Origin of the sequence: Sphingobium sp. D43FB, from assembly GCF_002312805.1 — a bacterium.
GTDB lineage: Bacteria > Pseudomonadota > Alphaproteobacteria > Sphingomonadales > Sphingomonadaceae > Sphingobium.
Genome location: NZ_NMUA01000001.1, coordinates 170,805 through 185,063 on the forward strand (window position 1 = coordinate 170,805; position 14,259 = coordinate 185,063).

Consider the following 14,259-nt stretch of genomic DNA (forward strand, 5'->3'; position numbering starts at 1 on the left):
ATGCTATCCGATCAGAAGGTTACGCCCAAGCGAACATAATATTGGCCGCCATCGGTGTCGAAGGGGGCGTTGCGCGAGTAGATGAGGCCGCGCACCGCCTGGTTGGTGGCTTCGTCGGGATAGGTGTCGAAGATATTTTCCGCGCCCGCCCGGACCGTGATATTGTCGGTTAGTTGCGCGCTGGCCGACAGGTCGAACAGCGTCATGGCGCCAAAGCGCTGGAAGATGTCGCCAGTGGCATTGCCGCTGACGTCGGTCCATTTCCCATAATAGCGCGCGCGCGCCTGCAACCCGAACCGGCCGATCGTATAGCCGAGCGACGCCGTACCATTATGTTTGGGCAACCGTTCTTCGAAGATGACCCGCTGGGTGTCGTTGGCAATCGCGGCAGAGGTGCCGCTCGTCACCTTTGTCTGGTTGTAATTATAGGCGAGGCTGAGGTCGGCCTTGCCCGGTCCCACTTGCTGCGCATAGGCCAGCACGACATCAATGCCGCGGGTGCGGGTGTCGAAGTCGTTGGTGAAATAGGTGACGGCGGTGAACCGCTGCGGATTGGGCAGGGTTGCGGGCACGGTGAAGGAGCGTGATTGGCCGAACCGGTCGCGCAGCTTGATCTGATAGAGATCGATGCTGCCGCTCAGGCCGAACGCGGACTGGAACGTCAGACCGGCGGTGATGGTGCGCGACTTTTCCGGGGTCAGCGGTTGGGCACCCAGCGCGATGGCGATCGGGTCATTGGGGGACAGACGTCCTGTGTTGAAAATCTGCAGCGTTTGCGTGTCAAGGCCCTGGGTGGTGTTGACGGCGTTGAGCTGGGCCGGGGTTGGCGCGCGGAAGCCGGTGGAATAGGTGCCGCGTACCGCGACGCCCTTGACCGGCTCCAACCGCGCCGAAAGCTTGTAGTTGAACGTGTCGCCAAAGGCCGAGAAATCCTCATAGCGGCCCGCTGCGCCGAGCGTCAGCGCCTCGACCGGGTGGACTTCCAGATCCAGATAGCCGGCATAGCTGGTCTGCGACCATTCACCTGAACTTAGCGGATTGAAGCCAGGGAAGCCGTTGCTGTTGGGGGCAAGGCCGGTGGCCGCACCCGGCCCGATGGCGTAGGATGCCGGGTCACCAGGACGGATGCCGTAGGTTTCCTTGCGCCGTTCCGCGCCGAAAGCGATGTTGGCGGGTTCGGCCAATCCCAGCGGCAGGCGGTAGACGAAATCGGCGTTCAGGTTGAATTCGCTCTGGCGCAAACGGCCGAGATAGAAGCTCGTTGGGCTGAGCGGTCCCAACGAAGCGTTCAGCGATTCGGACATAGTATAGTTGATTCTGCTCCGGCCCGACGAGGCGCTGAGGTCATAGGTGAACTGATCGCTGATCGCGCCGCGCAGGCCGCCATCGGCCTGATAATCATCATATTGCGTGGCGAAGCGCGGCGTGAAACCGACGGGATAGACGCTGCTGAAGCTGAAACCGGGGAAGGCCGCGCTGGGATTATAGACGTTGCCGGTGCCGACCGGATTGCGCCAGTTGAAATCGGTGACGCCCTCGCCATTGCCGACCGTGCCGAAGGTATAAGCGGTGACGGCGTCGGAAAAATCATAATGGGCGTTCATCGCGCCACGGACGGAGCGCAGGTCGGGCTGGCCCCAGCGTTGCACCGGATCGGGTACGGTGAGCGTTGGATTGGCTGCCTGGAACGCAATGGCGTCGGGACGCTGGCGGGTGCGCGAGGTGGCATCCGATTTCGAAAATTCGCCGGTGAAGACGATGCTGCCGCGATTACCCAAGGCCAGGCCGCCCTGAGCGCCACTCTGGTAATTGGTGCCATCGCCCTCATAATATTGCGAATATTGGCCGAAGGCCTCCATGCCTGGCTCATCGTCGAGGATGATGTTGACGACACCAGCGATGGCGTCCGAGCCATATTGGGCAGATGCGCCGTCGCGCAGCACTTCGATGCGCTTGATCGCCAGATTGGGGATGGTTGCAAGGTCGGCGGACTGCGCGCCGCGGCTGCCCAGCAGAGCGGAACGGTGATAGCGCTTGCCGTTCACCAAGACGAGCGTTTGGTCGGCCGAGAGACCACGGAGCGTCGCGGGGCGGACAAAGGCCTGACCGTCGGCGGCGGGCAAACGCTGGACGTTGAACGATGGCAGGAGTTGCGCCAAAGTATCGGACAGATCGTTGGAAATACTATTATCGATGGACTTTGACGATAGCACGTCAATGGGCGCGAGCGTATCGAATTTCGTCCGCTTGGCATCACGCGTTCCAGTCACGATGATGGAGTCGCCACTGTCGATATCGGATGCAGCGGGCATATTGTCTTGCGCCACCGCGAATGCGCACGCAGAGAATTGCAGCGCGATCATCGCGCTACCGGCCAGAAATTTCATGATGGTCCCCAAAGGCTTGGTCGATATTATGCTATGACCGCGCCTTTAGTATGCGCTGATGACGGTTCTGTGTATCGAACCTGGAATTTCTATCGAGTGGGAGAGGCGGTTGGTACGGGCGGGGGGACTTGAACCCCCATGGGCAAAGCCCGACGGATTTTCTTACCCGCTACGGCTTTCGCCGCCGCCCGGAGGGGCGTTTGTGGTCTGGACTATCCCTTCACCATATCCCGGCAGGCCGGGGTGCAGGTGCTGCCCGTCTAGTCTCTACACCTTCCTGAAAGCGAACTTTCAGGCTTGGCTCGGGATTGCCATGTTAAAGGTTTCCCCGAATTTGAGCAGTTCTACGTCACAGATTTCCCTGTGCGCACTCAATGATCTAAGTCCGTTGCGTCTACCGATTTCGCCACGCCCGCATTACCAAGGCTGGCTATAGTCGGGAGGATCGGCAGAGCCAAGCGCGATTTGATGATCAGCGCCGGGCGACGTAATCGTCAATCCTCATGATCGGCATTCAGCCGTTCGCGCATTTCCTTGCCGGGTTTGAAATAGGGCACGCGCTTCGCGCTGACCGGCACCTGTTCACCAGTGCGCGGGTTGCGTCCAGTTCGTGCGTCGCGGGCGCGGGTGGTGAAGGCACCAAAGCCGCGCAGTTCCACACGACCGCCCGAAGCCAGTCGATCGACAATCTCCTTGAAGAAGAGATCGACGATTCGCTCGACTTCCGGGAGCGTCAGGCCCGGATTTTCGTCAGCCAGTTTCTGGATCAATTCCGAACGGATCATCGAATTCCAGAGCCCCCTGATTTTTTCCCTGCCTAATCATAGGGCTTTTACAGGGCGTTGACAATCGCGCAGGTCGGGGATTGTTTCGATACGGAAAGGATATGAAAAGCCCGCCGGGATGATGATCCCGGCGGGCTTCTCTAATTAGTCGACTTTGACGAAAGGCTTAGCCTTCGGTCTTGGCCTTGAGTGCTTCGCCCAGAATGTCGCCCAGCGACGCGCCGCTGTCGGACGAACCATATTGCGCAACAGCCTGCTTCTCTTCGGCGATCTGCATCGCCTTGATCGAGAAGGTGGGCTTCTTGGCACGATCGAAACCGGTGATCATGGCGTCGAACTTCTGGCCGATCTGGAAGCGTTCCGAACGCTGCTCGTCACGGTCACGACCAAGGTCGCTGCGCTTGATGAAGCCGGTGGCGCCATCGTCGCCAGCCTGGACTTCCAGGCCGCCGTCGCGGACTTCAAGAACGGTCACGGTGACGATCGCATTCTTGTTGAGGCCAGCAGCAGCAGCGGTCGTGCCGCCAGCGGCCGGACCACCACGCTCAAGCTGCTTCATGCCGAGGCTGATGCGCTCCTTCTCGACGTCGATGTCGAGAACGACAGCCTGAACGGCCTCGCCCTTGCGGTGCAGCGCCAGTGCGTCTTCGCCCGAAATGCCCCATGCGATGTCGGACATGTGGACCATGCCATCGACGTCGCCGTCCAGGCCGATGAACAGGCCGAACTCGGTCGCATTCTTGACTTCGCCTTCGACGGTCGAACCGATCGGGTGACGTTCGGCAAAGCTGTCCCAGGGATTGCTCTGGGCCTGCTTGAGGCCGAGCGAGATGCGGCGCTTTTCGGGATCGACTTCGAGGACCAGAACTTCGACTTCCTGGCTGGTCGAAACGATCTTGCCGGGGTGGACGTTCTTCTTGGTCCAGGACATTTCGGACACATGGACCAGGCCTTCGATGCCGGCTTCCAGCTCGACGAACGCACCATATTCAGTGATGTTCGTGACGCGGCCCGAAAGCTTGGCACCGACGGGGTACTTGGCCGATGCGCCTTCCCACGGATCGCTCTCAAGCTGCTTCATGCCGAGCGAGATGCGCTGCGTGTCGCGGTTGATGCGGATGATCTGCACCTTCACGGTGTCGCCGATGTTGATCATCTCATTGGGGTGGTTGATGCGCTTGTACGACAGGTCGGTGACGTGCAGCAGGCCATCGATGCCGCCCAGATCAACGAACGCACCATAGTCGGTGATGTTCTTGACGACGCCTTCGATGATCTGACCTTCGGCCAGCGTCTGGATGAGGCCGCTGCGCTGTTCGGCGCGGGTTTCTTCCAGAATGGCGCGACGCGACACGACGATGTTGCCGCGGCGGCGATCCATCTTGAGGATCTGGAAAGGCTGCGGAATGTCCATCAGCGGGGTGACGTCGCGCACGGGGCGAATGTCGACCTGCGAACCAGGCAGGAAGGCTACGGCGCCGTCGAGATCGACGGTGAAGCCACCCTTGACGCGGCCGAAGATGACGCCTTCGACGCGGGCGCTCTCGGTGAACTCGGCTTCCAGCTTGTCCCACGCAGCTTCGCGACGGGCACGGTCACGCGACAGCATCGCTTCGCCATGGGCGTTTTCGACGCGGTCGACATAGACTTCGACTTCGTCACCGACCTTGATGTCAGCCTTCTGGCCCGGCATCGCGAATTCGCGCAGCGGCACGCGGCCTTCGGACTTCAGACCTACGTCGATGACGGCCAGGTCGTTTTCGATGGCGGTAACGGTGCCCTTGACGACGCGGCCTTCGAAGCCGCCGTCCTCACCACCGAGGGAATCATTGAGAAGCGCGGCGAAATCGTCGCGCGTGGGGAATGCCGTAGAGGCCATGGTTAGTCCTTCACTCATCATTGCTGGCCAACCGGTTGTATCCGATGGTCTTTGGCCAAACTGTCCCGAACGCCGCATGCGGTCGGGACATCCGTTACCGCAAAGGCGTTTGCGGACGCGCAGACGAGAAAAGCGAAAAGGGCGCGCGGATTACCGCACGCCTTAACGGGTCAGCCTCTGGAGCGACCTTCAAGCTGGGCGTCCACAAGCGCAATCGCCTGGCGGACGGCCGCGTCTATAGACAAATCGCTGGTGTCTAGCAAGTCCGCACCATCGGCGACTTTGAGCGGCGCATGGTCGCGGCTCATGTCGCGGGTGTCGCGCGCCTGGATGTCGGCGATAAGGCTGTCCATGTCGGGATGGCCGCCATGCGACAGGGCATCCTGATAGCGGCGTTGAGCGCGGACATGGACGCTGGCGGTGACGAACAGCTTGGCATGGGCATCGGGCGCGATGACGGTGCCGATGTCGCGGCCGTCGAGGATCGCGCCGCCCGGTTGCGTCGCGAAATCGCGCTGCCGCTTGACCAAGGCGTCGCGCACCGCCTGATGCACGGAAACGCGCGAGGCGAGGCTGCCGACCGCTTCGCTGCGCAGCGCCGGGTCGGCCAGAGTTTCGTCGCCAAACGAGCAAGCCGCGAGCGCATCCGATTCGATGTCGGGATCGCCGCCTGCTTTCAGAACGGCAAGGCCGACCGCGCGGTAGAGCAGGCCGGTGTCGAGAACGGGCAGACCATAATGGCGACCAAGCGCCTTGGCGATGGTGCCCTTGCCCGATGCGGCGGGGCCGTCGACGGCGATGATCATACGGATTTTCTTTTCATGGCTTTGACGAGGCCCAGCAGGGCGATGAGGGTCCAGACGATTTCCAGCGCCATCGACGCCAGGTTGAAATGCACGGTCAGCGACCAGATGAGCAGCAGCGAACCGACAAGGTTCAACAGATTGAAAAAGACAAAGTTCATCTGCTTGGCGATGTTGCTGTAGGCATAAGCGACGACCATCATGGCGCTGCCCGCCAGACCGATGATGTTGGCCCAGTCGAAGGTCATGCCATCGCGCCTAAATTTTGGAGCAAAGCCGTGAAGGTCGGGAAGCTGGTGGCGACCGGGCGCATGTCGTCGATCGTCACGCCATCGCGTGATACGAGGCCCGCGACGGCGAAGCTCATGGCGATGCGATGGTCGAGCTTGGTAGCGATCGGACCGCCGCCTTGGAGCGGCGCGCCACCGCTGCCTTCAATGATGAGGCCGTCTTCCAGTTCCTCGACCGTCACGCCGATCGCGCGGAGGCCCGCTGCCATGGTGGCGATGCGGTCCGATTCCTTGACGCGGAGTTCGTCCAGTCCGCGAAAGATGCTGCGTCCCTGTGCGAGCGCAGCGGCGATGAAGGCGACCGGATATTCGTCGATCATGCTCGGCGCGCGCGCCGGGTCTGGCTCGACACCCTGGAGGGTGGAGGCAGTGACGAGCAGGTCGCCCACGGGTTCGCCGCCGACTTCGCGGGCGTTGATGACTTCGATGGAGCCGCCCATTTCGCGGAGCAGGTCGATAAGACCTGCGCGCGTGGCATTGAGGCCCACATTGGCGATCGTCACTTGCGATCCGGGCACCAGCAGCGCGGCGACCATCGGGAAAGCGGCGGAGGAGGGGTCGCCAGGCACGATAATCTGCTGCGGCTGCAATTCCGCTTCGCCGACCAGCGTGATGATGCGGGTGCCGTCGGCTTCCACTTCTACATGCAAGTCCGCGCCGAAGCCGCGCAGCATCCGTTCGCTATGGTCACGGGTCGGAATCGGCTCGACGACGCGGGTGATGCCCGGCGTATTGAGGCCCGCCAGCAGGATCGCCGACTTCACCTGTGCGGAGGCGACGGGCAGGCGATAGTCGAGCGGCACGGCGGGGCAGGCACCGCGCATCGTGAGTGGCAACCGGCCGCCGGGGCTGGTGGTGAAGCTGGCACCCATCTGCGTCAATGGGTCGGTCACGCGCGCCATGGGCCGCTTGCTGAGCGAGGCATCGCCGATGAAGGTGGCGGTCAGATCATGGCTGGCGAGCAGGCCCATCAGCAGGCGCGTCGACGTGCCGCTATTGCCCATGTCGAGCGCACCCTCCGGCTGGAGCAGGCCGCCAACGCCCACGCCATGGATATGCCAGATGCCATCGGCGTCGCGCTGAATGTCCGCGCCCATCGCGCGCATGGCAGCGGCGGTCGCCAGCACGTCCTCGCCCTCCAGCAGACCTTCGACCCGGCTTTCGCCCACGGCCAGCGCCGAAAGCATCAGCGATCGGTGCGAAATGCTCTTGTCCCCCGGCACGGTCACGCTGCCCGACAGGGCGGGTGCGGCGGTGAATGTCATCGGGCGGGGCGGTTCGGCGGCAGCGGTCACGGTTCGTCCAGTCTGGTCTGGCGGGAAAAAATGCGCCCGGCTTTTGACAGCGCGCTTGGGCTATGGCAAGGCGCGCGACGTTTCGTGGGCAACAGCCGTTGCGCCGCGTAAAGTCTATTTGAGCATCTAAAAAGGAACAGGCCGGACATGGTGAAGGCTGAATGGGGCACGAAACGGACCTGCCCGAAATGCGCAACCCGCTTCTATGATCTGGGCAAGGACGATCCGGTCGTCTGCATCAACTGCAACGCGGCCTGGGAACCGGAGCCGGTTCTCAAGTCGAAGCAGCCGCTTCCTTATGAAGAAGCGCCTAAGAAGGTCATCGAGACCGCTGACGGCAAGCTGGAAACGGCCGACGATGATCTGGACCTGGATCTGGACGTCGATGATGATGGTGATTCGCCGGACAATGACGTCGATCTGGGCGGTGACGACGACCTGGGTGTCGAAGCTGCAGGCGACGACGATAGCGATGACAATTAACTGATTTTTGTTCTTGCCAACGAGGTTGCTGCGACTTAATGGCAGCGACCTCGCAGGCGCCAACCCAAGGGCGCTTGATGATGGTGACGGGGCCTTAGCTCAGCTGGGAGAGCGCCTGCATGGCATGCAGGAGGTCAGCGGTTCGATCCCGCTAGGCTCCACCATCCTTATATTCGACCGGCGGCCTGGTTCCTCATGAAGCCAGCCGGACATGGTTCGATCCATGCGGCGGGCCATAGTGCCATGCCCAAATGGGGCCTTAGCTCAGCTGGGAGAGCGCCTGCATGGCATGCAGGAGGTCAGCGGTTCGATCCCGCTAGGCTCCACCATTTTCTGACATTGATGATGTTCTGGCGGGTGCGGCTTAGCTGCGTCTTGCTCATGCTGCGCGCACGCTTTCTAGAGCGTGATGACTTTACTCAGAACCGTTCGTCCTGAGTAGCCCCTTCGACTGCCTGCCAAGGCAGGCGCTCAGGACAGGCATTGAGCGAAGTCGGAGTCGCAGACGACCGAAGGGCAAATGGCGTATCGAAGGATATAAGCGCAGCCGACCCTTCGATACGGGTCTTCGACAAGCTCAGCCCCTACTCAGGGCGAACGGAGTGATGTGACTTAAAGTCATCATACCCTATATTGCCCGCACGACGAAAAACGGCGCCCCTTTCGGAGCGCCGTTTTATGTTTCAGCCTCAGCGCGGATCAGCGCTTGTCGACGGACACATAGTCGCGCTGCGTCGGGCCGGTGTAGAGCTGGCGCGGGCGGCCGATCTTCTGCGCTGGGTCGGAGATCATTTCGTTCCACTGCGCCACCCAGCCGACGGTGCGGGCGAGGGCGAAGAGGACGGTGAACATCTCGGTCGGGAAGCCGATCGCCGACAGGATCACACCCGAATAGAAGTCCACATTGGGGTAGAGCTTCTTTTCGATGAAATAGGGATCGTTGAGCGCGATCTGCTCCAGTTCCTTGGCGACGTCGAAGACGGGATCGTTGACGCCCAGCTTCTCCAGCACGTCCTTGGCGGTCTTCTGCATGACCGTCGCGCGGGGATCGTAATTCTTGTAGACGCGATGGCCAAAGCCCATCAGGCGGAACGGATCGTCCTTATTCTTGGCGCGGGCGATATATTCCGGGATCTTGTCGACAGTGCCGATTTCGCGGAGCATGTTGAGCGCCGCTTCGTTCGCGCCGCCATGCGCCGGACCCCACAGACAGGCGATGCCGGCCGCGATGCAAGCGAAGGGGTTGGCGCCCGAAGACCCTGCCAGACGCACGGTCGAGGTCGAGGCGTTCTGTTCATGGTCGGCATGGAGGATGAAAATCTTGTCCATGGCGTCCACGATCACCGGATCGGGGATATATTCTTCCGCCGGGACCGAGAAGGTCATGCGCAGGAAGTTGGCGGTGTAGGACAGGTCGTTGCGCGGATAGACGAAGGGCTGACCCACCGAATATTTATACGCCATCGCCGCGATCGTCGGCATCTTGGCGATCAGACGGTGGCTGGCGATCTTGCGCTGCAGCGGATCGTTGATGTCGGTCGAGTCATGATAGAAGGCCGACAGGGCACCGACCACGCCGCACATGATGGCCATGGGATGCGCGTCGCGACGGAAGCCGCGATAGAAGGTGGTGAGCTGTTCATGCACCATGGTATGGCGCGTGATGGTGGTGATGAAGTCGTCCAGCTCGGTCTTGGACGGCAGTTCGCCGTTCAGCAGCAGGTAGCAGACTTCCATGAAGCTGGATTCTTCGGCCAGCTGGCCGATCGGATAGCCGCGATGCAGCAGCACGCCTTCGTCGCCATCGATATAAGTCAGGCCGGATTCGCAGCTCGCCGTCGAGGTGAAACCCGGATCATAGGTGAACATGCCGGTGTTGGCGTACAGCTTGCGAACGTCGATGACCTGGGGGCCGACCGAGCCGTCCATGACGGCATAGTCTTTCGTCGCTCCTCCGACGGTCAAAGTGGCATTATTATCCGACATATTGTTCTCCTTGAGTGCCATCAACTTAACCGTGCGTGCCCACAGCGGTCAGCCGTTCCAAGCTTTCCTCTTTCCCCAACAGGAAGAGGACATCGAAAATCCCCGGCGAGACGGTGCGCCCGGTGAGCGCGGCTCGCAAAGGCTGCGCGACCTTGCCCAGTGCCAGACCGGCATCCTCTGCCACGCGGCGTATCGCGTCTTCGATCGCTTCGACCGTCCAGTTGGGGGCGATCGAGAGAGCGTCGGCCGTCTTTGCCAGCAGCGCGCGTGCCGAGTCGTCTAGCAGAGCCGACGCCTTTTCGTCAAAATCCAGCGGGCAATTTTTGAACAGAAATTCAGCACCCTCCGCAATTTCGTTAAGCGTTTTGGCGCGTGGCTTGAGCGAAGCCATCGCCTCGCCCAAAAGTGCTAGACCGGTGTCCGGCAGCGCCTTGCCCAGACGGGCTTCGACGCGGGGCGCCACCAGTGCGGCCAGACGGACATCATCGGCTTCGCGCAGATAATGGCCGTTGAGATTTTCCAGCTTCTTGATGTCGAAGCGCGAAGGCGAGCGGCCGACGCCCGCAATGTCGAACAGTTCAATGGCGCGGGCGACCGGAATAAACTCTTCGTCGCCATGGCCCCAGCCCAGGCGCAGCAGATAGTTCAGCACCGCTTCGGGCAGCATCCCCATCTCGTCGCGATAGGCATCGACGCCAAGCGCGCCATGGCGCTTCGACAATTTCGCGCCATCCGATCCGTGGATGAGCGGGATATGCGCGTAGATTGGCTCTTCCCACTCCATCGCGCGGAGGATGCAAAGCTGGCGGAAGGCGTTGTTGAGATGGTCGTCGCCGCGAATGACATGGGTGACGCCCATGTCATGATCGTCCACCACCACAGCCAGCATATAAGTGGGCGTGCCGTCCGACCGCAGCAGGATCATGTCGTCCAGCTCGGCATTCTGCACCACGACGCGCCCCTGGACCGCATCCTCGATCACCGTCTCGCCTTCGCGTGGTGCCTTGAGGCGGATGACGAAGGGGGCACCTTCGGGCGCTTCTTCGGGCGCGCGATCGCGCCAGCGGCCATCATAGCGCATCGGCTTCTTGGCGGCGCGCTGCTCTTCGCGCAGCGCGGCCAGCTCTTCCGGCGTGGCATAGCATTTATAGGCATGGCCGCCCCCCAGCATGGCATTGGCGACTTCGGCATGGCGCGGTGTCCGTTCGAACTGGAACACGGGCGGTTCATCGCCGCCAAGGCCAAGCCAGTCCAGCCCGTCGAAGATCGCGGCGACCGCTTCCTCGGTCGAGCGGGCGCGGTCGGTGTCTTCGATCCGCACCAGGAATTTGCCGCCATGATGGCGGGCGAACAGCCAGTTGAACAAGGCGGTGCGGGCACCGCCGATATGGAGGAAGCCTGTTGGCGAGGGGGCGAAACGGGTCACCACCGGCTTGTTCATTCCCGTTGCGTTCACCGCCATATTGCCTGACATTCGCCCTTCTGATCCATGGATGCGATGCCCCCTAGCATGGCTTTCGAGCCACGACAAACCTCCCTTATGGTCGAGGTCGCCACGCGCCTGCGCGCCGGGTTTGCGGGGGTGGAGCATTGGCTGGAGAAAGAGCGGGAGCAGGTGCCGCTTTGGGCACCGATCGCGCTGGGGCTCGGCATAACGGCCTGGTTCGCCTTGCCCCATCGGATGGCGTGGCTGGCCTTTTGCTGCGGGGCGTTGGCGCTGGGCTGTGTGGGGGTGTTGCTGCCCGAAGGCGCGCGGTTGCGGCGGATGATGGTGGCGGGCGGGGTGCTGGCCTGTATGGGGTGCGTTCTCATCTGGGGGAAGGCGTTGATGCTGGGGGAGCCACCGCTGGCACGGGCGACGTTCGTGCAGGTGACGGGTGATGTCCTGTCGGTGCGCGCGGTTCCGGCGCAGCAGATGGTGCGGGCGATGCTGCGGCCGGTCGGCGCGCCGACCCTGCCGCAAGTCATCCGGGTCAATATCGCGGAGAGCGACGTGCCCGATGGGTTGGGCGAGGGTGCGCGGATTCGTTTTCGGGTGCGGTTGATGCCGCCAGCGCCGCCCAGCGTGCCGGGGGGCTATGATTTTGCCGCGCGGGCCTATTTTCAAGGGATAGGTGCGACGGGCAAGGCGCTGAAGCCGATCGAGATGGCGAAGCCCGCGACGGGTGCGCCGCCGCTGCGGGCGCGGGTGTTTACGCATATTGCCGGGCAGGTGGATGATCCGGCGAAGGGTATCGCGATTGCGCTGGCGACCGGCGATCAGGGCGCGATCGCGGAAGTGGATGCTGAAGCGATGCGCAATAGCGGATTGGCCCATCTGCTGTCGATCAGTGGGTTGCATGTGACCGCGCTGATCGGGGCGGTGATCTTCCTGTTGATGCGGGTGATGGCGCTTAGCCGCCGGGCGGCGCTTGATTGGCCATTGATGTTGATCGCGGCCACGGGGGGTGCGTTGGCAGGCGTGGGCTACACGCTGCTCACGGGGGCCGAGGTGCCGACGGTGCGGTCCTGCATCGCGGCGCTGCTGGTGCTGGGCGGGCTTGCGATGGGGCGCGACGCGATCACATTGCGGCTGGTGGCGACGGGCGCGCTGATCGTGCTGGTCTTCTGGCCCGAAGCACTGGTTGGGCCGAGTTTCCAGATGAGCTTTGCCGCGGTCACGGCGCTGGTTGCTTTGGCCGAACATAAGCGATTTCGAGCCTTTGCCGCCGCGCGGGACGAGGTGCGTTGGCGCAAGACCGGCCGGATGCTGTTGGTGACATTGGCGACGGGTTTCGTCATCGAACTGGTGCTGATGCCGATCGCGCTGTTCCATTTTCACAAGGCCGGCATGTTGGGTGCCTTTGCCAATATCATCGCGATCCCGCTCACGACCTTTGTCGTGATGCCGCTGGAGGCGCTCGCCTTGCTGTTCGATGTGGTCGGGCTTGGCGCGCCTTTTTGGTGGTTGACGCAGCAGGCGCTGACGCTGTTACTGATGATCGCCCATGGGGTGTCGGCCAGTCCCTGGGCGACGATGTTGACGCCGTCGGTGCCGACGTTCGTTTTTGCGGGGATGATGGCGGGGCTGCTCTGGTGTTTGCTGTGGCGCAGCCGGTGGCGTTGGCTGGGCCTGGGGCCGGTGGTGGCGGGGGTCATCGCGATATTGCTGCTGTCGCCGCCCGACATATTGGTGACCGGCGATGGCCGCCATATTGCGGTGCGGACGCCTGATGGTCGCATGGCGATATTGCGTGCGGGGGCGGGCGATTATGTGCGCGATGTCTTGTCGGAAAGCGCGGGCTATGATGGTGCGCTGGAACCGATCGCGCGCTTGCCGCAGGCGCGTTGTTCGGATGATTTATGCGCGGTTGGGCTGATGGCGGGTGGTCGGCCGTGGCAGTTGCTCGTGACCCGCAGCAACATGCTGGTGGACCGCGCGACCTTCGCCCGCGACTGCGCGGCGGCGGATATCGTCATTGCCGATCGTGGCCTGCCGCGCTGGTGCCGCCCGCGTTGGCTCAAGATCGACCGTCGCCTATTGGCGCGAACCGGTGGCATGGCCATTGATCTGGACCATGCCACCATTCGCATCGTGCGCCAGCCGGGTGACGCGCATCCCTGGATCGCGCCCATCCCCAAGCGATCGCGCCGCTATGCTCCGTCTAAAACGCGCTCGTTCGATGCGCGGCCCCGGCCTCAATTATAGCGGCGGAGCAGTCCGGCCAGTTTGCCCTGGATCTGGACCTGACGCGGGTCGTAGATTTGCGGCTCATAGGCGCTGTTGGCCGGGTCCAGCCGAACCCTCTGCCCTTCGCGGCGGAAATATTTGAGCGTGGCTTCATTCTCGTCGATCAGGGCGACGACGATCTGGCCTTCGCGCGCGACTTCGGTCCGCTGGATCAGCGCGAAGTCACCGTCGAGAATACCGGCCTCCATCATCGAATCGCCGGACACTTCCAGCGCATAATGGTCGCCTGCGCCGAGCAGCGCGGCGGGAACGGACAGCATCGTCTGCCCTTCCATCGCCTCGATCGGGACGCCGGCGGCGATCCGGCCGTGCATCGGGATTTCGATCACGTCGTTGGCAGCAATGAGCTGTGGTGCCGAGACCTGTGGTTTGGGCGCGATGATCGGGGCCGGGATGCGGTGCATGGCATCGGGCAACTTCAAGACTTCGAGCGCGCGCGCGCGATTGGGCAGACGGCGGATGAAGCCGCGTTCTTCAAGCGCATTGATCAGGCGGTGAATGCCCGACTTGGAGCGCAGATCCAGCGCATCCTTCATCTCCTCGAAAGAGGGCGACACGCCGCCTTCCTCCAACCGGGTTTGAATGAAGCTCAGCAATTCCTGCTGTTTGGGCGTCAACATG

At 62.5% G+C, this 14,259-nt stretch carries 11 protein-coding genes and 2 tRNA genes; 4 read left to right on the forward strand and 9 right to left on the reverse strand.

The features are described 5' to 3' along the window. Positions 1–11: 11 nt before the first annotated feature. From SxD43FB_RS00785 to aroA, 6 genes are all read right to left on the reverse strand, one after another. Positions 12–2,387 carry a TonB-dependent receptor gene (locus SxD43FB_RS00785; RefSeq protein WP_096060580.1) on the reverse strand — a complete coding sequence of 792 codons (2,376 nt, stop codon included), beginning with the start codon at positions 2,385–2,387 and terminating at the stop codon, positions 12–14. Positions 2,388–2,881: 494 nt separating this feature from the next. Next, positions 2,882–3,172 (reverse strand): integration host factor subunit beta, encoded by a 291-nt coding sequence (locus tag SxD43FB_RS00790; protein ID WP_037480067.1) that lies wholly within the window; start codon positions 3,170–3,172, stop codon positions 2,882–2,884. 166 nt (positions 3,173–3,338) lie between these two features. Next, the gene (gene rpsA / locus SxD43FB_RS00795) at positions 3,339–5,051 is read right to left on the reverse strand and encodes a 30S ribosomal protein S1 (protein WP_037480069.1); all 1,713 of its coding nucleotides are present in this window, start codon (positions 5,049–5,051) and stop codon (positions 3,339–3,341) included. A gap of 170 nt (positions 5,052–5,221) precedes the next feature. Next, complete coding sequence (gene cmk / locus SxD43FB_RS00800; protein ID WP_096060581.1) at positions 5,222–5,857, reverse strand: (d)CMP kinase; 636 nt, start codon at positions 5,855–5,857, stop codon at positions 5,222–5,224. Further along, positions 5,854–6,102 (reverse strand): hypothetical protein, encoded by a 249-nt coding sequence (locus tag SxD43FB_RS00805; RefSeq protein WP_096060582.1) that lies wholly within the window; start codon positions 6,100–6,102, stop codon positions 5,854–5,856. The genes cmk and SxD43FB_RS00805 overlap by 4 nt, the downstream gene beginning before the upstream one ends. After that, a complete protein-coding gene (gene aroA / locus SxD43FB_RS00810; protein WP_096060583.1) occupies positions 6,099–7,439 on the reverse strand; it encodes a 3-phosphoshikimate 1-carboxyvinyltransferase in 1,341 nt (446 codons plus the stop codon). Before aroA ends, SxD43FB_RS00805 begins: the two co-directional genes overlap by 4 nt. 147 nt (positions 7,440–7,586) lie before the next feature. Between aroA and SxD43FB_RS00815 the strand changes: the two genes are divergently transcribed. The 3 genes from SxD43FB_RS00815 (at position 7,587) to SxD43FB_RS00825 (ending at position 8,251) form a co-directional block, all read left to right on the forward strand. Next, complete coding sequence (locus SxD43FB_RS00815; protein ID WP_037480080.1) at positions 7,587–7,922, forward strand: FYDLN acid domain-containing protein; 336 nt, start codon at positions 7,587–7,589, stop codon at positions 7,920–7,922. Between the two features lie 88 nt (positions 7,923–8,010). Further along, positions 8,011–8,086, forward strand: a tRNA-Ala gene (locus SxD43FB_RS00820). Positions 8,087–8,175: 89 nt separating this feature from the next. Next, positions 8,176–8,251, forward strand: a tRNA-Ala gene (locus SxD43FB_RS00825). A 370-nt stretch (positions 8,252–8,621) separates the two neighbouring features. On the opposite strand, the gene SxD43FB_RS00830 is transcribed toward SxD43FB_RS00825, so the two are convergent. After that, positions 8,622–9,908, reverse strand: a complete 1,287-nt coding sequence (locus SxD43FB_RS00830) for a citrate synthase (protein ID WP_096060743.1) — start codon at positions 9,906–9,908, stop codon at positions 8,622–8,624. 25 nt (positions 9,909–9,933) lie between these two features. Beyond that, positions 9,934–11,382 (reverse strand): glutamate--tRNA ligase, encoded by a 1,449-nt coding sequence (gene gltX, locus SxD43FB_RS00835; protein WP_255245557.1) that lies wholly within the window; start codon positions 11,380–11,382, stop codon positions 9,934–9,936. A 66-nt stretch (positions 11,383–11,448) separates the two neighbouring features. Between gltX and SxD43FB_RS00840 the strand changes: the two genes are divergently transcribed. Continuing rightward, positions 11,449–13,596, forward strand: coding sequence for a ComEC/Rec2 family competence protein (locus SxD43FB_RS00840; RefSeq protein ID WP_255245558.1), 2,148 nt, complete (start codon positions 11,449–11,451; stop codon positions 13,594–13,596). Here SxD43FB_RS00840 and lexA read toward each other — a convergent pair. Further along, entirely contained in the window at positions 13,587–14,258 is a 672-nt protein-coding gene (gene lexA / locus SxD43FB_RS00845) for a transcriptional repressor LexA (protein WP_096060585.1), read from the reverse strand. The two genes, SxD43FB_RS00840 and lexA, sit on opposite strands and share 10 nt — an antisense overlap. Position 14,259: the final 1 nt, after the last annotated feature.